Origin of the sequence: Citricoccus sp. NR2 (assembly GCF_027594385.1) — a bacterium.
GTDB lineage: Bacteria > Actinomycetota > Actinomycetes > Actinomycetales > Micrococcaceae > CmP2.
The window spans coordinates 2964745-2985937 of the sequence record NZ_CP115154.1 but is presented as its reverse complement, the minus strand read 5'-3'; the positions used below and the strand labels follow the sequence as shown (position 1 = coordinate 2985937).

17 protein-coding genes and 1 riboswitch are annotated in these 21193 nt (G+C 64.9%); of the genes, 13 read left to right on the top strand and 4 right to left on the bottom strand.

Annotated elements, in window-relative coordinates; all coding sequences use genetic code 11:
* Nucleotides 1–25: 25 nt before the first annotated feature.
* Nucleotides 26–2356, top strand: coding sequence for an NAD-dependent DNA ligase LigA (ligA, locus tag O1A05_RS14025; protein WP_270105836.1), 2331 nt, complete (start codon nucleotides 26–28; stop codon nucleotides 2354–2356).
* 114 nt (nucleotides 2357–2470) lie between these two features.
* Here ligA and O1A05_RS14020 read toward each other — a convergent pair whose 3' ends face one another.
* Nucleotides 2471–3652, bottom strand: coding sequence for a hypothetical protein (locus tag O1A05_RS14020; protein ID WP_270105835.1), 1182 nt, complete (start codon nucleotides 3650–3652; stop codon nucleotides 2471–2473).
* 143 nt (nucleotides 3653–3795) lie between these two features.
* Here O1A05_RS14020 and O1A05_RS14015 point away from each other — a divergent pair, with 143 nt between their 5' ends.
* The 11 genes from O1A05_RS14015 to phnE all read left to right on the top strand — a co-directional run bounded on the left by O1A05_RS14015 (nucleotide 3796) and on the right by phnE (nucleotide 16431).
* Nucleotides 3796–4701 (top strand): inositol monophosphatase family protein, encoded by a 906-nt coding sequence (locus O1A05_RS14015; protein ID WP_270105834.1) that lies wholly within the window; start codon nucleotides 3796–3798, stop codon nucleotides 4699–4701.
* Between the two features lie 70 nt (nucleotides 4702–4771).
* A riboswitch (glycine riboswitch) is annotated at nucleotides 4772–4870 on the top strand.
* A 201-nt stretch (nucleotides 4871–5071) separates the two neighbouring features.
* Nucleotides 5072–7978, top strand: a complete 2907-nt coding sequence (gcvP, locus tag O1A05_RS14010) for an aminomethyl-transferring glycine dehydrogenase (protein WP_270105833.1) — start codon at nucleotides 5072–5074, stop codon at nucleotides 7976–7978.
* Between the two features lie 2 nt (nucleotides 7979–7980).
* Nucleotides 7981–9186, top strand: coding sequence for a glycine cleavage system aminomethyltransferase GcvT (gcvT, locus tag O1A05_RS14005; RefSeq protein WP_270105832.1), 1206 nt, complete (start codon nucleotides 7981–7983; stop codon nucleotides 9184–9186).
* 30 nt (nucleotides 9187–9216) lie between these two features.
* Nucleotides 9217–9600 (top strand): glycine cleavage system protein GcvH, encoded by a 384-nt coding sequence (gene gcvH, locus O1A05_RS14000; protein ID WP_270105831.1) that lies wholly within the window; start codon nucleotides 9217–9219, stop codon nucleotides 9598–9600.
* 9 nt (nucleotides 9601–9609) lie between these two features.
* Nucleotides 9610–10182, top strand: coding sequence for a GNAT family N-acetyltransferase (locus tag O1A05_RS13995; protein WP_270105830.1), 573 nt, complete (start codon nucleotides 9610–9612; stop codon nucleotides 10180–10182).
* 49 nt (nucleotides 10183–10231) lie between these two features.
* Entirely contained in the window at nucleotides 10232–10528 is a 297-nt protein-coding gene (gatC, locus tag O1A05_RS13990) for an Asp-tRNA(Asn)/Glu-tRNA(Gln) amidotransferase subunit GatC (RefSeq protein ID WP_270105829.1), read from the top strand.
* A 5-nt stretch (nucleotides 10529–10533) separates the two neighbouring features.
* On the top strand, nucleotides 10534–12096 hold the full coding sequence (gatA, locus tag O1A05_RS13985) for an Asp-tRNA(Asn)/Glu-tRNA(Gln) amidotransferase subunit GatA (RefSeq protein WP_270105828.1): 1563 nt from the start codon (nucleotides 10534–10536) through the stop codon (nucleotides 12094–12096).
* Complete coding sequence (gene gatB, locus O1A05_RS13980; RefSeq protein ID WP_270105827.1) at nucleotides 12096–13595, top strand: Asp-tRNA(Asn)/Glu-tRNA(Gln) amidotransferase subunit GatB; 1500 nt, start codon at nucleotides 12096–12098, stop codon at nucleotides 13593–13595. Before gatA ends, gatB begins: the two co-directional genes overlap by 1 nt.
* A gap of 216 nt (nucleotides 13596–13811) precedes the next feature.
* Complete coding sequence (locus tag O1A05_RS13975; RefSeq protein WP_270105826.1) at nucleotides 13812–14765, top strand: PhnD/SsuA/transferrin family substrate-binding protein; 954 nt, start codon at nucleotides 13812–13814, stop codon at nucleotides 14763–14765.
* Nucleotides 14765–15568, top strand: a complete 804-nt coding sequence (locus tag O1A05_RS13970; protein WP_270105825.1) for a phosphonate ABC transporter ATP-binding protein — start codon at nucleotides 14765–14767, stop codon at nucleotides 15566–15568. Before O1A05_RS13975 ends, O1A05_RS13970 begins: the two co-directional genes overlap by 1 nt.
* Complete coding sequence (phnE, locus tag O1A05_RS13965; protein ID WP_270105824.1) at nucleotides 15565–16431, top strand: phosphonate ABC transporter, permease protein PhnE; 867 nt, start codon at nucleotides 15565–15567, stop codon at nucleotides 16429–16431. The genes O1A05_RS13970 and phnE overlap by 4 nt, the downstream gene beginning before the upstream one ends.
* 47 nt (nucleotides 16432–16478) lie before the next feature.
* Here phnE and O1A05_RS13960 read toward each other — a convergent pair whose 3' ends face one another.
* Nucleotides 16479–17582: a baeRF3 domain-containing protein gene (locus O1A05_RS13960; RefSeq protein ID WP_270105823.1), complete on the bottom strand. Its 1104-nt coding sequence runs from the start codon at nucleotides 17580–17582 to the stop codon at nucleotides 16479–16481.
* A gap of 68 nt (nucleotides 17583–17650) precedes the next feature.
* Entirely contained in the window at nucleotides 17651–18556 is a 906-nt protein-coding gene (gene purU / locus O1A05_RS13955; protein WP_270105822.1) for a formyltetrahydrofolate deformylase, read from the bottom strand.
* 171 nt (nucleotides 18557–18727) lie between these two features.
* On the opposite strand from purU, the gene O1A05_RS13950 reads away from it, so the two are divergent.
* Nucleotides 18728–19651, top strand: a complete 924-nt coding sequence (locus O1A05_RS13950; RefSeq protein ID WP_270105821.1) for a LysR family transcriptional regulator — start codon at nucleotides 18728–18730, stop codon at nucleotides 19649–19651.
* A gap of 39 nt (nucleotides 19652–19690) precedes the next feature.
* On the opposite strand, the gene fdhA is transcribed toward O1A05_RS13950, so the two are convergent.
* Nucleotides 19691–20908 (bottom strand): formaldehyde dehydrogenase, glutathione-independent, encoded by a 1218-nt coding sequence (fdhA, locus tag O1A05_RS13945; RefSeq protein WP_270105820.1) that lies wholly within the window; start codon nucleotides 20906–20908, stop codon nucleotides 19691–19693.
* Between the last annotated feature and the right edge of the window lie 285 nt (nucleotides 20909–21193).

Sequence of the window (21193 nt, the reverse complement as noted above, 5' to 3'; positions counted from 1 at the left end):
AGACATCCGCGCTAAGCTGGGACGGGTGAGCACCGAGAACACGAACGAGTCGATCTCCACACCCCGCGAGCAGGACATTCCCGACCAGCAGTTGCGCGAAAATTACGAGCAGCTGATGGAAGAGGTCCGCCACCATCGCACCGCGTACTACCAGAATGACGCCCCGGAGATTTCCGACGCCGAATTCGACAACCTCTTCCGCCGTCTCGAAGACCTCGAGGCGCTGCACCCGGAGATCGTCTCCAACGATTCGCCCACCCAAGAAGTCGGCGGCGATGTGTCCTCCGCGTTCGCCCCCGTGGAACACTTGGCTCGGATGTACTCGCTGGAGGACGTCTTCTCCCTGGACGAGCTGCGCACCTGGTTCCATCGTGCCGCCGGCTCCCTGCAGCAGATCCGCCCTGGCGTGAAGCCCAGTTGGTTGGCCGAAGTCAAAATCGACGGGCTCGCGATCAATCTCCTCTACCGCGACGGTGAACTCGTGCGCGCCGCCACCCGTGGAGACGGCGTCACCGGTGAAGACGTCACCCACAACGTGCTCACCATCAAAGACATCCCCACCACCCTCACCGGGGAAGACATCCCCGCCGAGGTGGAAGTGCGCGGTGAGATTTTCATGCGCACCCAGGACTTCCGCGACTTCAACGCCCAGCGCGCCGAAGCCGGGCTGCCGCCCTTCGCCAACCCGCGCAATGCTGCGGCTGGCTCCCTGCGACAGAAGGACCCGGAGCAAACCGCTCAGCGACCGCTCACCATGTTCGTCCACGGCATTGGCGCTCAGCAGGGGCTGAGCGTCGGCTCTCAACACGAGGCGTACGAACAGCTGGCCGCCTGGGGGCTGCCCACCAGCCCCTACAGCTTGTTGGTGCCCGGCGACACCGACATCGAGCCGGAATCCTCAGCGCCACTGGCCAAGCTCTTGAACTTCATTGCTGAGCGCGGAGAGCAGCGCCACGACCTGATCCACGAGATCGACGGCATCGTCATCAAGGTCGACGATTTCGGCCTCCAGGCCCAGCTCGGTCACACCTCCCGCACCCCACGCTGGGCGGTCGCCTACAAGTACCCGCCGGAAGAAGTGCACACCCGGCTGCTCGACATCAAGGTCAACGTCGGACGGACCGGGCGAGTGACGCCGTACGCCGTGATGGAGCCCGTGCTGGTGGCCGGGTCTACGGTCTCGATGGCTACTCTGCACAACCAGGACGTGGTGCGGGCTAAGAACGTCAAGATCGGCGACACCGTCGTGCTGCGCAAAGCCGGAGACGTCATCCCCGAAATCGTGGGACCGGTGCTGCCCCTGCGCGAACAGCATGAACGCGACGGCGAACTGCGCGACTTCGTGATGCCCACCCACTGTCCGTCATGTGGTGAACCGTTGGCGCCAGCCAAAGAAGGCGACGTCGACCTTCGCTGCCTCAACGCCCACCGCTGCCCGGCGCAGCTCACCGGGCGCATCGAGCACGCAGGATCCCGCGGCGCCTTCGACATCGAGGCGCTGGGGGAGGAAGCCGCTACCTGGCTCACTAACGGCCCGGGAGAGGACCCAGCCGAGAATCATGGACACGTCCAGCCCGCTGGTGAGGGCGTCATCACCGCCGATGCGCAGCTCTTCGACCTGGCCGCTGACGGCGACGAGGAGCTCAAGCAGCGCCTCGCGGAAGTGCGCGTCTGGCGGGAGAAGCGTAGCAAAGGCCAGGGCACCGGAAAATGGGAGCTGGTGCCGTACTTCTACACCAAGGCCACCGCTAAGACCCCTTCAAAGCCCACCGCCAATACGGTGAAGCTCTTCGACGAGCTGGAGAAGGCCAAGTCCCAGCCGCTGTGGCGCGTGCTGGTGGCACTGTCCATCCGCCACGTGGGCCCCACCGCCGCTCGCGCGCTCGCCGGTGCCTTCGGCTCCCTGCCGCAGCTGCAGGCCACCGCCCTGGATGCGGAGAACGGCCGCCAGCGACTGTCCGACGTCGACGGCGTGGGCCCGACGATCGCCGACGCCGTGTCCGAATGGTTCCGTGACGAGGTCAATCGCACCACCGTTGAGCGCTGGGCCGCGGCCGGGGTCCGGATGGAAGACGAGATGGATGAATCCGTCGCCAAGACGCTCGAGGGACTGACCGTCGTGGTCACGGGGTCGTTGCAGAACTACACCCGCGACTCGGCGAAGGAAGCGATCATCTCCCGCGGCGGTAAAGCCTCGGGGTCGGTGTCGAAGAAGACCGACTTCGTGGTCGCTGGTGAGAACGCCGGTTCCAAGCTCGACAAAGCAGAATCGCTGGGACTCACCGTGCTCGACGAAGACGGTTTCACCGCGTTGCTGAAGAACGGTCCTAGTGGCGTGGACGAAGGGTCGGTATAGACGGTTGTGAGCGAAGCAACCTGTCAGGATTTCTTACAAGTTCAGTTTCTCAACGACTGCAACGCTTTGAAGCGCACTCGCCAGTTGTCGCAAGAATTGCGACAACTGCGTTGCTTACTGCCCGGGCTCTAAATCCAGATCGGTTGATTTCCCGTCTTCTTTGTCCGACCGACGTTGTGCGATCCGGTCTGAGATGGCTCGATTCAAGCGACCTTTTGCCGCCTTCGCACTCCCGAAGGTTCTGACTCCGAAGCGACGAACGGCATCAACGCCCTCGCTGCCTGTTTCGAAGGTCTTATCACGTGCCTCGGCGACGGCTGCCACCCATCGCTTCGCCGCGATGTCGTCGCGGGATGAATCGATTCCGATGCGTTCGTTAAAGATGATGATGTCGGTTGCGACCTCGTTGCTGGAACGAACGGCGCCACCGGCTTTGAACGGACGCAATAAGGTCTTGTCGTTCGCTGTCTTCGCAACCGCGTCGATTCGGGCGAGCAATTTGCCGGTGGTGCCAGCGATCTGTGTGCGACGTCGATCCCGTGCGGCTTTGAGTCCCTTGCGGTAGCTTTCAAGCTCTGCCGGTTCTGCATCCATGACTCGGTCTAGTTCCAAGATGGCTAGGGCATCGTAGAGTTGAAAGCAACGAGCAAGAATGGCCAGCCATTCTTCAACGGAACCGGTCGCTGTACTTGCGACATCCGCTAATTCTCCGACGCGGTGTTGTTTCTTTTCTAGCTTCTCGGCTAAAGCATCGAGTTGGCGCAACGCATATCCCTGGACCGTTGCAACCGTCTCTGAAGCACCTTGGACCTTGGACCACATGACATCCGACACACGATTCGTGTGTTCGCGCTGCGTCATGACACTGTCCACGGTCGAGCCGACACCGATCAGTTGAGAAATCTGGGCGTCCTTCTGAGCCCGCAGAATATCGTCAACCTTCTCGTCGATGGTCTGTAGATAGTCGGTGATCTCGTCCATCGTTTGTTGCATGGCAAACTGCGCCATGATTCCTGCGGCCCCAGAAAGAATCGCCGGGTTGGTGAGGATAGGTCCTGCGGAACTGGGATTCACGTATTCGAGAATATTCGTGATCTTGCCCTTGTCTCCGGTCACGATGGCTCGACTGAGTCCGTCTGAGGAGCCTTTCATCGCAGTGCCGAGTTTCAGATTCTGTGAGGAATCTTTGGTGAGCTTGATCCACCGGCCAGAATTCGCAGCAGCCTCAGAACCAGCTTGTGCCACGCCGGAACCTGTCTTCAGGTAGGCGTTCGACGACGTCAGAATGCCTTCCATCTAGGCATTCGCTGGTACACCAGCTATCTGCGCTCAACGGTCACTCCGAACTGGATGCCTTGAGATCAGTAGACTGAGCCACGAAGTGGATGGCGATATTGCACATCCTGCCCGTTTTCGCCCTGTTCTGGAGGAACTCAGCCATGACTCCGTCTTCCGACGCCCCAACTGCCAACACACCGGCACTGTCCACGCTGCTGACGGTGGCGCGGGCCGCGGCGCGCGCCGGGGCCGACGTGCTCGCGTCGCGACCGCGTACGGTGCTGCCCCTGCAGCAATCTGACCTGGGCGCGGAGACCAAGTCGTCGGGCTCGGACTGGGTGACAGATTTCGACCGCCAGGCCGAAGAGAGCGTGCGCAGGGTTATTACCGGATACCGGCCGAACGACGAAATCTACGGCGAGGAATACGGCTCGACGCGTCCGGAGAATCCGACCGGTTATCGATGGTCGATCGACCCCCTGGACGGGACCACGAACTTCATTCGGGGAGTCCCGCACTATTGCACGTCCGTGGCCGTTGCTGGACCGGACGGGGACTGGCTGGCCGGCGCCGTCGTCGCTCCAGCCCTGGGACGGATCTGGTACGCCTCTCGGGGCAACGGCGCGTTCGGTATCGCCGAGACTCCAGGCGCCGATGAGATGGTGGGCATTGCCAGCCACCCGGCTGAGCCGCAGCTTTTGAGCGGGCCGATTCTGGGACGGTCCGGTCGACTGTTGGCCAGCGGATTCGGCTACGACGCGGAACGGCGCCGCTTCCAGATCGGGGTCCTCTCGGAGTTGCTGGCAGAATTCGGAGACTTGCGCCGGATCGGCTCGGCGGCGCTGGATTTGTGCATGGTGGCCGACGGCACCTTGGACGCTTATGCCGAGTACGGGACGCAGGAGTATGACTGGGCGGCCGGGGCACTCATTGCTGAAGAAGCCGGTGTGCCCGTACGCCGCCCTCAGTGGCCGGAATCGAGCGAGACTCCCGATTGGATGATCGCCGGGGACATTGGTCGTCCGTTGGCCGAGATGCCGCACGCACCCGGCCATCCGCACGCCTGAGAGACCACGCACCCGGATTTCGGGTACTCTGGAAGGGGTTGTCGAACCTCACATTCGACAACCGCGCCGCTGACGGATGGTGGGAGAGCTCCGCACCACACCAGGGGCGGGCACCGAAGGAGCAACCCCTCCCCGGGAAACTCTCAGGTCTCCGTACCGCCATCACGAGGCACCTCTGAAAAGCAGTTGCGTTCGGAAACGGACACGACTCACCGACGGTGCAAGCCGGTCCTGCGTAAACACGCGACCCGGTCAAACTCTCAGGTTATTCAACAGGGTGGGGAGGATCAGTGACTCGCTGAGACGGCGTGGCCTCGTCGTCGTACGCACCGTTGCAACCGATCCGACAGATCCCTGGAGAGTTTCGATCATGACTCAGACCGTGCCTTCGGCCCCGTTCACCGACCGCCATATCGGTCCCACACCCGATGACGCGACCATGATGTTGCAGACCCTCGGCTACGACAGCCTCGAGGCGCTCATCGACACCGCCATTCCGAAGTCCATCCGCCAGAGCACACCCCTGGACCTGCCGGCCGCGAATGAGACCGAGGTCCTCGGCGAGCTGCGCCGGATGGCCTCCCGCAACATCCAGCGCACCCAGATGATCGGGCAGGGCTTCTACGACACCGTCACGCCCGCCGTGATCCGTCGCAATGTGGTGGAAAACCCGGCGTGGTACACGGCGTACACTCCGTACCAGCCGGAAATCTCCCAGGGGCGCCTCGAAGCCCTGCTGAACTTCCAAACCATGGTGATGGACCTGACCGCCCTGCCCATCGCCAACGCCTCCCTGCTCGATGAAGCCTCCGCCGCTGCTGAAGCCGTGCTGATGATGCGCCGCGCCAACAAGCGCAAGGCCGATGGGCTGATCCTGGTGGACGCCAACACGTTCCCACAGAACCTCGCCGTCATCGAGACCCGCTCCCGGGCGGTGGAAGCCCAGACCCGCGTGGTCGATCTGTCTGTCGGGCTCAGCGACGAGCTGCTGACCGAGATCAACGACGTGGGACTGTGCGGCATCGTCGTCCAGCAGCCCGCCAATGACGGCTCCCTGGTGGACCACACCGCACTCTTCGCCCAGGTGAAGGGACTCGGCGGCATGATCACCGTGATCGCCGACCTGCTGGCCCTGACCCTGATTCAGGCACCGGGGGAGCAGGGCGCCGATATTGCGGTGGGCTCCACCCAGCGCTTCGGTGTGCCGCTGTTCTATGGTGGCCCGCACGCCGCCTACATGGCTGTGTCCAAGGGCCTGGAGCGCTCCATGCCCGGTCGCTTGGTGGGTGTCTCCACCGATGACGTGGGCCGTCCGGCTTATCGCCTGGCCCTGCAGACACGCGAGCAGCACATCCGCCGCGAGAAGGCCACCTCCAACATCTGCACCGCCCAGGCACTGCTGGCCATCTGCGCCGGACTCTACGCCGTGTACCACGGCCCCTCCGGCCTGAAGCGGATCGCACAGCACGCCCACCGACAGGTCAGCCGTCTGGCCGCCACGCTGACCACGGGCGGATACACGCTGGCCTCGCAGAGCTTCTTTGACACGATCGTCGTCGAGCTGAAGGATGAGACCTCCGCACAGCAGGTCTTCGACGACGCCGAAGCCGCCGGCATCAACGTGCGCCGCTTCGCCGCAGACCGCATCGGCATCTCCGCGGACGAAACCACCACCGAGGCGCACCTGTCCACGCTGGCCGACGTCTTCGGTGTGGAGCTGGCGGCAGGGGAGTCCGACGGCGAGTCTTCCGCGATTCCGGAGGCGTTGCGCCGCACCTCGGACTACCTCACCCACCCGATCTTTCACTCCATCACCTCCGAGACCCAGATGATGCGCTACCTGCGCACCCTCTCGGACCGTGACCTCGCCCTGGACCGCACCATGATCCCGCTGGGCTCATGCACCATGAAGCTGAACTCCGCCGTGGAGATGGAATCCATTACCTGGCCCGAGTTCGCGTCTATCCACCCCTACGTTCCGGCATCCCAGGCGCAGGGCTGGCGCGAGCTGATCGACGATCTGGAAGCCAAGCTGGTGGCGATCACCGGTTACGCCGGGATCTCGGTGCAGCCCAACGCCGGCTCCCAGGGCGAATACGCCGGTCTGCTGGCGATCCGCCGCTACCACGACGCCAACGGCGACCGCCAGCGCACCATCTGCCTGATCCCGGCTTCGGCCCACGGCACCAATGCTGCCTCGGCTGTGTTGGCCGGGATGTCCGTCGTCGTCGTCAAAACCGCCGAAGACGGCACCATCGACGCTGAGGATCTCGACGCGAAGATCGACAAGCACGGTGCGGAATTGGCCGCGATCATGATCACCTACCCCTCCACGCACGGCGTGTACGAGGGTGATGTGCGCCAGGTGTGCGACAAGATCCACGCCGCCGGCGGCCAGGTGTACATCGACGGTGCAAACCTCAACGCCCTGGTCGGACTGGCCCAGCCCGGCGAGTTCGGCGGTGATGTGTCCCACCTGAACCTGCACAAGACCTTCTGCATCCCGCACGGCGGCGGTGGCCCGGGCGTGGGTCCGATCGGCGTAGGCGAGCACCTGTTGCCGTACCTGCCCGGTGACGCCACCGGTCAGGACGACGCCGCCACCCGCCTGGGTGCCCCCGTGACCGCCACCGTGTTTGGTTCGGCGGGCGTGCTGCCGATCTCCTGGGCCTACATTGCGCTCATGGGTGGGGAAGGCCTGACCAAGGCCACCGGCACCGCCATCCTGAATGCCAACTACCTGGCGCGCCGGCTCTCCGAGCACTACCCGATCCTCTACACCGGTGCGGCCGGGCTGGTCGCCCATGAGTGCATCCTGGACCTGCGGGAGCTCTCCGCGCAGTCCGGCGTCACCGTGGACGACGTCGCCAAGCGCCTCATCGACTTCGGATTCCACGCCCCCACCATGGCGTTCCCGGTGGCCGGCACGTTGATGGTGGAGCCCACCGAGTCTGAGGACCTGGCCGAGATGGAGCGCTTCATCGAGGCCATGGCCGTGATCCGCGACGAGATCCAGCAGGTCATCGACGGCGCCCACGCCATGGAAGAGTCCCCGCTGCGCCGCGCCCCGCACACCGCGGCCGCGGTGATCACCAGCGACTGGGACCGCCCCTACACCCGCGAGCAGGGCGCCTTCCCGGTGGCCAGCCTGCGCCAGGACAAGTACTTCGCCCCGGTCGGACGCGTGAACCAAGCTGCAGGCGACCGCAACCTGGTGTGTGCCTGCCCGCCGCCGGAAGCCTTCGAGACTGTGTCCGCCGAAGACGAGGAGAACTGACCATGACGACCGAACTGCGCCGCACCGCGCTGCACGCCGCCCACGAAGCCGCGGGCGCGCGTTTCACCGACTTCGGTGGCTGGGACATGCCGCTGCGTTACGCCTCCGAGCTTGCCGAGCACGAAGCCGTGCGCACCGCAGCCGGGCTCTTCGACCTCTCCCACATGGGTGAAGTGTGGGTGACCGGACCCGACGCCGCTACCGGGCTGAACTCGGTGCTGGCCGGCAACCTCGCCGTTATCAAGGTCGGCAAGGCCAAGTATTCGCTGTCGCTCGACGAGGACGGCGGCATCATCGACGATCTCATCGTCTACCGCCTGGCCGAGGACCGCTACCTGGTGGTTCCTAACGCCGGCAACGCTGAGGCTGTCACCGCCGAGCTGCAGCGCGTACTCGTGGATTCCGGGAACTTCGACGTTACCCTCGACGACGCCACCGCCCGCACCTCGCTGCTGGCGGTGCAGGGCCCGGCCTCCGAGCAGATCGTTGCCCGGTTGCTCACGTCCGAGGCGGACCATCAGGCCCTGGCCGAGCTGCGCTATTACGCGGCCCTCGAGCTGGACCTTGCTGTCTCCGTGAATGCGGCCGGCGAACCCTCCGACGTCACCTTCCCCGTGCTGGTGGCCCGCACCGGCTACACCGGTGAGGATGGATTCGAGCTCATCCTCGACCCGGCCCACCCGCGGGCTACCGAGGCTGGCGCCGACGCCGAGGCCGTGCCGTCTCAGCTGTGGGATGCGCTGCTCGCCGTCGGTGAAGCCGATCAGCTCATCCCGTGTGGGCTGGCCGCGCGCGACTCGTTGCGCCTGGAAGCAGGCATGCCGCTGTACGGCAACGAGCTCAGCCGCGACCGCACCCCCTTCGACGCCGGACTGGGACCCGTGGTGTCCTTCAAGAAAACCGAGGACTTCCCGGGTCGGTCAGCGCTCGAGCCGCTACGAGACCAACCCAGCGCGTGGCGCCTCATCGGACTCCAAGGCCTGGAGCGGCGCGCGGCCCGTCCGGGCAGTGCGATCCTGATCAACGGTGAGTCCGCCGGCGAGGTAACCTCCGGGTTGCCCTCGCCCACTCTGGGGTACCCGATCGCCCTCGGTTACGTCTCCACCGAGGCGGCCGCCGGGGTCGAGCCCGACACCGAGCTCACCGTGGACATCCGGGGCAAGGCCCACCCGTTCCGCGTGGTCCAGCTCCCCTTCTACACTCGTTAATCACCAGCATCATTTGTGAGGAGAATCACTATGCCCGTTGTTCCTTCATCCCTGCACTACTCAGCCGAACATGAGTGGGTGGACGCCACCGAAGGCACCGTGAAGGTCGGCGTTACTGCGGTGGCCACCGATCAGCTCGGCGAAATTGTCTACGTCGACCTGCCCGAAGTGGGTGACACCGTGACCGCGGGCGAGACCTGCGGCGAGATCGAGTCCACCAAGTCCGTCTCGGATCTGTATTCTCCGGTCACCGGCACCGTCGCGTCCATCAACGATGACGCCGTCGACAACCCTGCCTCTATCAACGAGCAACCTTACGGCTCCGGTTGGCTATTCACCGTGGAGGTGTCCGAGGTGGGCCCGCTGCTCACCGCAGAGGAGTACGCTTCCGCGAACGACGCCACGGTGGAGTAACCTGGCGGAATGAACCATCAGACCAGTCACCAGCCACTGGATCTGCGCTTCGGCGGCGTCACCGTAAGGGACGCCGCCGAAGCCGATTTTGAGGCCATCGCCGCCCTGACCTACGCCTCCTATGTGGAAGCCGGGCACATCCCCGCCGACGACGACTACGTCGCCCAACTCCTGGACGTTCCCGCCCGAGCCCAGGGTCCGGGGCGCCTCGTCGTGGCCGAGCTTGACGGCGCGGTGGCCGGTTCCACCGTGTTGCTCACCGGGGAGATGGACATGGCCGAAGTCGCACACCCTGGCGAGTTTGAATTCCGGATGCTGGGTGTTGCGCCCGCGTTCCAGCGCCGCGGGGTTGGCCGCGCTCTGGTGGCCACTGCCGAAAACCACGCCCGGGCACTGGGCTGCTCCGCCATCGTCATCACCACCATGGCCTCGATGACCGATGCTCACCAGCTCTACCGCGCCTGTGGATTTGAACGCCGGCCCGACCGTGACTGGTCGCTGGGGGAGCGCGGCTGGCTGGAACCCGGCGAACGCGACGAGACGTTCCTCGCGTTCGTGCATCCGCTCGCGCCGCGCGACTAGACTGGACGCCGACGAGAATTCTCCCTGCCGTTTGACTTGAAGGAGTCGTATGTCTGAGATCACTCGCGAGAACGTGGTGCATTTGGCACAGCTGGCTCGCATCGACATGAGCGAGGCCGAGCTGGATCAGCTCTCCGGCGAGCTCGCCGTCATCCTCGACTCGGTGGCTGCCGTGTCGCAGGTAGCCGGTGACGACGTCGAGCCCACCTCGCACCCGATGCCGCTGACCAATGTATTCCGCGACGACGTTCCGCGGGGGCTGCTCACCCAGGAGCAGGCGCTGGCCATGGCGCCCGACGCCGAAAACGGCCAGTTCAAGGTTCCTGCAATCCTGGATGGAGAGTGATCGAGATGTCAGATCTGATTCGACTCACGGCCCTGCAGATGGCCGAGAAGCTGCGCTCCGGTGAGATCACCTCGGTGCAGCTCACCCAGGCTCACCTCGACCGCATCGCCGAAGTAGACGGCGTGATCGGCGACGACGGCGCACCCACCGGGGTGCACGCGTTTCTGCACGTCTCCGCGGACGAAGCCCTGGCCACCGCCGCCGAGGTGGATGCGATCCGCGCCGCGGGAGGTGCTGAAGCCGAGGCGCTGCACCCGCTGGCCGGTGTGCCCATCGCGGTGAAGGACAACATCGTCACCACCGGGCAGCCCACCACTGCGGCTTCCAAAATGCTCGAGGGCTGGATGAGCCCCTACGACGCCACCGTCGTGGAGAAGATCCGGGCTGCGAAGCTGCCGATTCTGGGCAAGACCAACCTCGATGAGTTCGCCATGGGCGGCTCCACCGAATACTCCGCGTACGGCAACACCCGTAACCCCTGGGACCCCGAGCGGGTGCCCGGCGGCTCCGGTGGTGGCTCGGCTGCCGCCGTCTCTGCCTACATGGCCCCGCTGGCTCTGGGCTCCGACACCGGCGGCTCTATCCGCGAACCCGGCGCCTACACTGGCACCGTGGGCGCGAAGCCCACCTACGGTGCGGTCTCCCGGTACGGGCTGATCGCCATGGCCTCATCCCTGGACCAGATCGGTCCGGCCGCGCGCACCGTCGCCGATACTGCCGCGCTCCAGGAGCTCATCGGCGGGCATGACCCCAAAGATTCCACCTCGCTGCCACAGGACCTCACCGGGCTGCTGGAGGCAGCCGAGAGCCGTGACCTCACCGGGCTGCGCGTCGGCGTCATCGCCGAACTGCAGGGGGAGGGCTACCAGGAATCCGTGCAGCGGATCTTCAAGGACAACCTCGAGATCCTGCGCGCCGCCGGTGCCGAGATCGTCGAGGTCTCCTGCCCGCACTTCCGCTACGCCTTGGGCGCCTACTACCTGATCATGCCCTCGGAAGTCTCCTCCAACCTCGCCAAGTTCGACGGCGTGCGCTACGGCCAGCGCGTCGTTCCTGAGGGCGGGGGCACCATCGAGCAGGTCATGTCCGCCACCCGCGCCGCCGGTTTCGGTGACGAGGTCAAGCGGCGGATCATCCTGGGCACCTACGCCCTCTCCGCCGGCTACTACGACGCCTACTACGGCTCCGCGCAAAAGGTCCGCACCCTGGTACAGCAGGACTTTGCCGCCGCCTTCGAGCAGGTCGATGTGCTGGTCTCCCCGGCTTCGCCGCGACTGCCTTTCCGCTTCGGCGAACAGATTGACGACCCCGTGACCCTGTATCTCAACGACGTCACCACCATCCCCGCCAACCTGGCCGGTGTGCCCGGCATCGCGGTGCCGTCCGGTGTGGTCGACGGACTCCCCGTCGGTGTGCAGTTCATGGCACCCGCCACTGAAGACGCCCGCATGTACCGGGTGGCCGGCGCCCTGGAAGCACTGGTCACCGACCAGTTGGGTTCCCCGATTCACACGCAGGCGCCCGAGGTGCCCGCCGCCGCACTGACCATCGCAGGAGGCCAGCACTGATGACCACCGAGATCATGAGCTACGACGACGCCATGGCGCAATTCGACCCGGTTCTGGGCTTCGAAGTGCACGTCGAGCTGAACACCGCCACCAAGATGTTCTCGTCGGCGCCCAACGCCTTCGGTGATGAGCCGAACACCAACGTCACCGAGGTCGACCTGGGTCTTCCCGGTGTGCTTCCGGTCGTCAACGGCACCGCGGTGGAGTACGCCATCCGCCTCGGCCTGGCTCTGAACTGCCAGATCGCTGAGTCCTGCCGTTTCGCCCGGAAGAACTACTTCTACCCGGACACCCCGAAGAACTTCCAGACCTCCCAGTACGACGAGCCCATCGCCTTCGAGGGCTATCTCGACCTGGAACTGGAAGACGGCGAGGTCTTCCGCGTGGAGATTGAGCGCGCCCACATGGAGGAAGACGCCGGCAAGCTGACCCACCAAGGCGGCACCGGTCGTATCCAGGGCGCAGCCTCCTCGCTGGTGGACTACAACCGGGCCGGGGTCCCGCTGATCGAGATCGTCACTAAGCCGATTGTCGGCGCCGGTGAACGCGCGCCCGAACTGGCGCGCGCCTACGTCACCGCCATCCGCGACATCGTCAAGGCGCTCGACATCTCCGATGCCCGCATGGAGCGCGGCAACGTGCGTTGCGACGCCAACGTCTCGCTGATGCCCAAGGGCGCTGAGGTCTTCGGCACCCGCACCGAGACGAAGAACGTCAACTCCACCCGCGCAGTCGCCCACGCCGTGACCTTTGAGATCCAGCGCCAGGCCGCCCTGCTGGCCAGTGGTGAATCCATCACCCAGGAGACCCGGCACTGGCATGAGGACACCCGCACCACCACCTCGGGTCGTCCGAAGTCCGACGCCGATGACTATCGCTATTTCCCGGAGCCAGACCTGGTGCCGCTGCACATCGACCGCGAGTGGGTCGAGCGCGTCCGCGCCGAGCTGCCGGAGCTGCCGGCGGTGCGCAACAAGCGGCTCAAGGCCGAGTGGGGCTTTTCCGATGAGGAATTCCGCGATGTCGTCAATGCCGGCGTACTCACCGAGATCGCTGCCACGGTTGACGCCGGCACCACCGCCGGTGCGGCCAGGAAATGGTGGATGGGCGAGATCGCCCGTCTGGCGAACCTGGCCGAGAAGGAGATCGCTGAGCTCGGCGTCACCCCGGCCGATGTTGTCGAGATCGAGGAGCTGATCTCATCCAAGACCATCAACGACAAAATCGCCAAGCAGGTCCTCGGCCACGTGGCCGACGGCGAGGGCACTCCTCAGCAGATCGTGGAAGCCCGTTCCCTGGCGGTCGTGTCCGACGACGGCGCCCTCACCGAGGCGATTGAAGCCGCCATGGCGGATAACCCGGACGTGGTCGAGAAGGTCAAGGCCGGCAAGGTCCAGGCCATCGGCGCTCTCATCGGCCCCGTAATGAAAGCGACCCGCGGCCAGGCCGATGCCGGACGCGTGCGCGAAATTGTGATGGAGAAGCTCGGCGTCTCCTGATCAGCACTCATTGCCGCGAGTAAAGCCCGGCGGAGCATCGGCTCCGCCGGGCTTTGCCGAACGTTTGGGCAGATTTCATACCGCGTTGAGATCCGCCCGCAGTTTCGTTTAGTCCGGGTTTACCTGGCGGCAAGGTGGCTTCGTGAGGGTGGAGGTGGTGGTGCGTTCACCGAACCATCACTCACACCTGAAACTCACCTTGAAGAGGTCTTACCGATGTCACGACGACTGCTTGCTGTCTCCTCCGCCGCTGCCGCGGCCCTGCTGCTCACCGCCTGTGGAGGCGACGCCTCCTCCTCCGAGGACGCAGAAGGGACGACCGATCAAGTCGGTGCCGACAGCGCCGCCGCCGTCTGCTCCGAGTTCGAACCCCTGCGCTTCTCCGACACCGGCGTCGAGGGTCTGGAAACCCTGGTGCTGGAATTTGAAGACTTCCGCGTGGCTCTGGAGGAGGTCACCGGTCTCGAGGTCGAATTCGAGCCCATGGCGTCCCGTACGGCTGCTGCCACCGCCCTGCAGTATGACGATCTCGACGTGTTGCTCACCGGCCCCGCCGAGTACGTGGTGCTCAAGGAAGAAGCCGACGCTCTGCCGCTGGCCGGGGTGACCCGCGAGAACTACAAGGCCGCTATCTTCAAGCGCGCCGACTCCGACCTGGAATCCGTAGAGGACCTGGAGGGCGGCACCTTGATCACCAAAGAAGTCGGCTCCACCTCCGGCCACCTGGGTCCCCTGGAGATGCTCGTGACCGCCGGACTGGACCCGAACGTCGGTGACGTCGATGTCGTGCCGCTTTCCGACACCCACATCGAAGCTTTCGCTACCGGCGACGGCGACGCACTGGGAACCGGCATCTCCGATCTGGAGACGATCCAGGAGATGATGGGCGAGGACGCCGTCGAGGTGCTCGAAGAAGGCCCGGACCTGCCGAACGACCTGTTCATCGCTCGCACCGGCCTGGGTGAAGACTGTGCAGGGTATCTGCAGGACGCCCTCGTGGAGAACCAGGATGTGCTGCTGGAGGCCATCGTGCAGACCGGTGAGAACGACAAGTACCTCGAGTCCGAGTTCGTGGAGGCTGCCGACTCCGACTACGATCCGACCCGTCGTGCTTTTGAAGCGGCCGGATTCTCCCAGTACGCCGACCTGCCGGACGAGGACGAGCAGTAATGCCTCAGCCTGACGACCTGGGATCCACCGTGGTCCACCTCGCCGGGCTGAGCAAAGAGTTTCCCCACGGAATGCGCGCACTGGACGGCATCGACCTTTCGGTGCGCGCGGGGGAGACCGTCGTGCTGCTCGGTGCCAACGGCTCCGGAAAATCCACCTTGCAGAAATGCCTGACCCGACTCGTGGCACCCACCGCCGGGACCGCCCGGGTGCTGGGCACCGAGGTGACGACGGCGTCGACGTCGGAGATCACCCGCCTGCGCCGCCGGGTGGGGGTGGTGCACCAGAAGATCAACCTGGTGCGTGAACTCTCCGTGCTGACCAACGTGATTCACGGGTCTTTGGGGCGGGTGCGGGCGCCACGCAACTGGTTCGCCGCTACTGCCCGTGCCGAGGAGCGCGACGAGGCCATGGCCGCCCTGGAACGGGTGGGTCTGGCTGATGTGGCCGGGCGCCGCGCCGAGCAACTCTCCGGTGGCCAACAGCAGCGCGTAGCGATCGCCCGGATGCTCATGCAGCGTCCTGAACTGGTGCTGGCTGATGAGCCGGTGGCGGCCCTGGATCCCCGCGCCGGACGTGTGGTGATGGATATGCTCTGGCAGATCGTCGCCGAGCACGGCATCACCCTGATCTGTACCCTGCACCAGCTTGAACTGGCTCGCGCTTATGGCGACCGTGTGGTGGCCCTGCGGGATGGTCGCATCGAGCTGGATACGAGAATGAACCTGGTGGCCGACGCCGAGCTGGAGGGGCTATACACCAGCGACGACGACGCCGACCATGCCCAAGGAGTCCGACCATGACCGTCCAGACCACCCCGAGCGCGACCGAGCGGGCGGGCGCCCGGGCGGATCCTACCGCGGAGATGCCGCCTCGCTGGCGCTGGCCGAAGTGGACATCGCTACTGATCGGGTTGCTACTGCTCGGGCTCGCTGTCAACGGAATCCGGAGGTTGGATATCTCTGGGTCACGCATAGCTCAGGGGCCGGAGAACATCTGGGGGTTCATCACCGGGGCATTCCCGCCGAATATTGAGCGGTTCCCGAACCTGGCCGAGGCCATGCTGGAGACGCTGGAGATCGCGATCATCGGCACCGGTATCGGCGTGATCCTCAGCATTCCTGCTGCCTTGCTGGCGGCACAGAACACCACCCCATTCCCGGCGTTGGGATTCACGGTGCGTTTCGTGCTCACTGTGCTGCGCTCGGTGCCCGATCTGGTGTGGGCGCTGATCTTCGTGATGGCAGTGGGTCTGGGGCCGCTAGCCGGGATCCTGGCGATCGCCGTGGACGTGCTGGGCTTTGCCGGGCGGTTCTTCGCCGAACGCATCGAAGAGGTAGAGCGTGGCCCGATTGATGCGCTGCGCTCCACCGGTGCCAGCGGCGTCGCCGTCGTGGTGGCCGCGGTGTTGCCGGCGTCGTTTGCCTCATTCACCGCGACGAGCCTGTATTGCGTGGAGAAGTCCATCCGCGGTGCCACCATCCTGGGTATGGTGGGGGCCGGCGGCATCGGTATGGAACTCACGCCGGCATTCAACCTGCGCCAGTTCGACACCGCGTTCACGATCATCATCATGATCCTGGTGGTGGTTTTCCTGGCTGAGCAACTCTCCTCGCTGGTGCGGCGCAAGATGCTGGGAGCAGACCAACTGCGCCGAGCCGTCTAGGGACAGCTCGGCGCAGCGCGTCTGCGGTTACGGTTCACCGAACCGCGTTAGAACCTCAGCAGTGCCCCGACGTTCTCGATGCGGCCGTCAGAGATGATGACGAGGTTGCCGGAACTATTCAGGGTGTCCAGGATCGCCCGGTCGACGTCGCCGTTGCCCTCGGAGGCACCCAACGAGGGGTTGATGAACAGCGTGTCTACCCGGCCCTGTTGGGCGGCTTCGCTGATCTCGTCGGGCTGGGCGATGCCGTTGCCGGTGCCGTGCGCGGCCGCAAACCGGTCGTAGGCAGCGTCGTCGTTCTTCTCGAACCAGGCGCGGGCGATCTTCCAGGCGGCAGCGTGGAGTTCGGCGGGCCCGGTGGCGTCGTGATTGCCGGAGATGAAATCGTCGAGTAGCACCGGGTAGGCACTGAGCCGTTTCATCAACGGATGTGCCTCACTCACCGCGGCCAGCACCATGGGTTGGCTACGGGCCTTGCCGAGGAGTGTGCCCAGGCCGTCGCCGACCGCCTTGACGAATTTTTCCTTGTCGATCTGGTCGATCTCGTCGCCCGAGCCGTGACCGTGGAACATCGCCTTGCCGCCGCCGGTGGAACGATGCTGCAGGTGCTTCTGCCGCTCTTCGGGATCGATGACGTCGTCGATACTACTGGGGACTGTGTCACCAAGGTCGATCGGGTGGATGGTGTCTTCGGTGGCATTGAACAGGCGCACCTTGTTGCGCGACAGCGCGAGCACGTAGAACGCGTGCGATTGTGTGAGCGCCGAGGCGATCGGGCGCAACACGAAGTGGTCGTTGACGGCGACGTGCTCGTCCAGCGGCAGTCCCAGTCGGTAGACGAAGTGCACGCCGTCGGCCGCGAACGCCGCAATGCTTTCGGATTGGCTGCGCAAAAACGCGCCGTCGGTGGCGAGCGCCTCGAGTGGGGCCACGATGCGTTTGGCAGTAGCCTCATCGGTGCCCTGCTCGAGGAGCGCTCGCACAGCGGAGGTGGTCAGAGACTTCAGGCGGATGCCCGTGTCCTGGGGTTGGTGGTGTGCCGGGGCGGTGGGAGCGAAGAGCGAGACTACCGGTCCCGTGGCCGCCGCCATGGCCTTCAGATCGTCGTGGGTGATGTGGTCGAATGAGCCAAGAGTCTTCGATGCATCCATAGGTCCACGTTACTGATGATCCTCGACTTTGACGAGACCCTGATCACAGGCAGCCAGTATGGACCTGTTCAGGTCAGCACTACCGTGCGGTTCCCGCTGAGGAACACGCGGCGCTCGCAGTGCCACTTCACCGCGTTGGCCAGTGCCTTGCACTCGGTATCGCGACCGACTGCCACCAGATCCTCGGGCCCGTAGGTGTGATCCACCTGGAGCACCTGCTGGGCGATGATCGGCCCCTCGTCCAGCTCGTCGTTAACGTAGTGGGCGGTCGCGCCCACGGTCTTCACGCCGCGATCATAGGCCTGGTGGTAGGGCTTCGCGCCCTTGAACGAGGGCAGGAACGAGTGGTGGATGTTGATGGCACGGCCGGTCAGGGCGGTGGTCAGCTCATCCGAGAGGATCTGCATGTAGCGGGCGAGAATGACCAGGTCGATATCGAACCGGTCCACCAGCTCCAGCAGTTTCGCCTCGGCGTCGGGTTTGGTTGCGGGGGTCACAGGGACGTGGAAGAAGGGGATGCCGTGCCATTCAACCAGCCCGCGGTGGTCTGGGTGGTTGGAGACGACGGCGCCGATCTCCACCGGCAGTTCGCCCACCCGGGCGCGGTACAGCAGGTCGTTGAGGCAGTGGCCGAACTTCGAGACCATGATGAGCACCCGCTGCGGGGCGCCATGGGCGGTGAGGCTCCATGCGGCGCCGTAGGACTCGGCCAACTGGGCGAGTTCTGCCCGCAAGGGACCGTCGGGGCCGGCCACGGAGGCATCGGCTACCGAGAAATGCAGACGCAGGAAATAGTGGTTCGCCCGCGGGTCGTCGAACTGCTTGAGTTCAATGATGTCGCCGTCATGCTCGACGAGGGCGCCGGTAAGGGCGTGGACGATCCCCGGACGCTGGGGGCACGAGAACGTCAGGACGAACTCATTGCTGGACGTGGACGATGACGCCGCGGATGCGGAGCGAAGCAGGGTTGACATGGTGCGGGCCTCCTGAGGAACGCTGTGAATGTATCACTAGACACATTCTGATATATCAGCTGTAATTAATATAGTATGAGCTAGCTCACACTCGTGGCAAGTGCACTTTCTGACCTGTGAGGCCGATGATGGAGTTGTGTCGTCTGAGGGGTCGTCACGGAGGAGAATCCAATGCTCGATCATCGTCTCGTGGTGCTGCGCACCTTCGCCGTTGCCGGCACGCTCGGCGCCACTGCGGATGCGCTGGGTTATTCGCCCTCGGCAGTGTCCACGCAGCTACGCGAATACCAGCGCGCACTCGGGGTGCGCCTGGTGGAAAAGGACGGGCGCGGGCTGAGGCTCACCCCAGCCGGTGCGGCACTCGTGGAGCGAGCCGATGAGTTGGTGGCGCTCTGGGAAGGGATCCACGCCGAACTGCGCGAGCGCAGCGCCGAGGCCGTGCCGACCCTGTTGCGTCTGGGCGGATTCTCAACCGCCACCGGTTCACTGCTGTCACCGACGGCGGCGGATCTGAAGGCGAAGTATTCGACGTTGGACGTCCACATCGTGGAGGCGGATCCGCAACGGTGCCTGGAGCTGCTGGTGGCCGACCGGCTCGACGTCGCCGTCGTGGTGGCCATGCAGGCCACTCCGCAGGTCAATGATCAGCGTCTGGAGCAGATCACCCTGGTCGATGACCCGCTGGATGTGCTGCTGCCGCGCGACCACCGTCTCGCTGGGCGCGACTTCATTGAGCTGAAAGAGCTGGCGGGGGAGTCCTGGATTACGGATCGCCCCGGTACGCCGTACCGGGCGCTGTTCGTCACCGGATTTACCGCCACTGGCGTGATACCGCAGGTGGTGCACCAGGTCTCCGACTGGGGATCTCAGGAGGCGCTCGTCGGCCACGGGCTGGGCGTGGCGTTCATTCCGCGGCTGATGCGGTTGAGCCCGGATTCCGATGCGGTGCGGGTGCGCCTGGCGCCGGAGTCGGCCCCGCATCGACGCATTCTGGCAGTGCTCCGCCGGGGCACCCGCTCTCACGCACTGTTCGCCGAGGCGCTGGAGACACTGCAAGCTAAAGCAGCGTGCTACCAGGATTCGGCTGTCGAATGAGGGGTGCCCCGGCGGGATGTATCCGGGATGAGGTCGGGGTTAGCTGCGCGGGATCAGCCCGTGCGGATCGATCACGAACTTCCGGGCCGCGCCCTCGTCGAACTGGGCATAACCCTGTGGTGCCTCGTCGAGCGAGATGGGGGTGGCCTTGACGTTCTTGGCGATGCTGACCTTGTCCGAGAGGATGGCGTGCATGAGGCCGCGGTGATACTTCATCACCGGGCACTGGCCAGTGACGAAGGTGTGCGATTTGGCGAAGCCGAGGCCGAACCGCATGGACAGCGAGCCCCGGCGAGCGGCTTCATCTTCGGCACCGGGGTCACCGGTCACATAGAGTCCAGGAATACCCAGGCTGCCGCCGGCGCGGGTGATCTCCATGAGCGAGTTCAGCACGGTGGCCGGTTGCTCGGTCTGGGCGTCTGAGCCGTGGCCGCGGGCTTCGAACCCGACGGCGTCGATGCCGCAGTCGACTTCCGGTACCCCGAGAATCTGCTCGATCTGACCGCCAGGGTCGCCCAGGGACACATCGACTGTCTCGCAGCCGAAGCTGCGCGCCTGCGCCAACCGGTCCTTGTTGAGGTCACCGACGATCACGACGGAGGCACCGAGCAGCTGTGCCGAGGTGGCGGCGGCCAGGCCGACCGGTCCGGCGCCGGCCACGTAGACGGTGGAACCCACGGTGACCCCGGCACCGACCGCGCCGTGGAATCCGGTAGGGAAAATATCCGAAAGCATCGTCAGGTCCAGGATCTTCTCCATGGCCTGATCGCGGTCGGGGAACTTCAGCACGTTCCAGTCCGCGTAGGGCACCAACACGTACTCGGCCTGGCCGCCGACCCAGCCACCCATATCCACGTACCCATAGGCAGATCCGGGGCGATCCGGGTTCACATTCAAGCAGATGCCGGTCTGGCCCTCCTTGCAGTTGCGGCAGCGTCCGCAGGCAATGTTGAACGGGACGGACACCAAATCGCCGACCTTGATGAACTCGACGTCGCGTCCCACCTCGACCACCTCGCCGGTGATCTCATGGCCCAGCACCAGTCCCTCCGGTGCGGTGGTGCGACCGCGGACCATGTGCTGATCCGAACCACAAATATTGGTGGCAACGGTGCGCAGGATGACGCCGTGATGAACCTGCCGACCGACGTTAGCCGGGTTGACGCCAGGACCGTCCTTCAGCTCGAACTCCGGATAGGGGGTATCGATGACGTCGACGACCCCGGGCTTGATGTAGCTGACTGCGCGGTTGCTCACCGTGTGCTCCTCTGATCGATGGTGCCTCGTCGTGGTGTCGACAAGGGTGGATGCACGATGAGTCTTTCCCCGAGGATCGCGCGTGTCAAGCATCACAGTTGTGCGAAATCGGCTGGTTTTTTACTCGGGGTGCCCCTGGATCCGCATCAACTCGCAACACCGTTGAAACACCGCGGAAATCGTGCAAAAAAGGCGCACGATAACGGTGAAGAATTTGCGCTGGTGCTGACGTATTGGCGATCCATACGATGGTTGATCATCGCACCCATTCCGCGATGCTCGTTG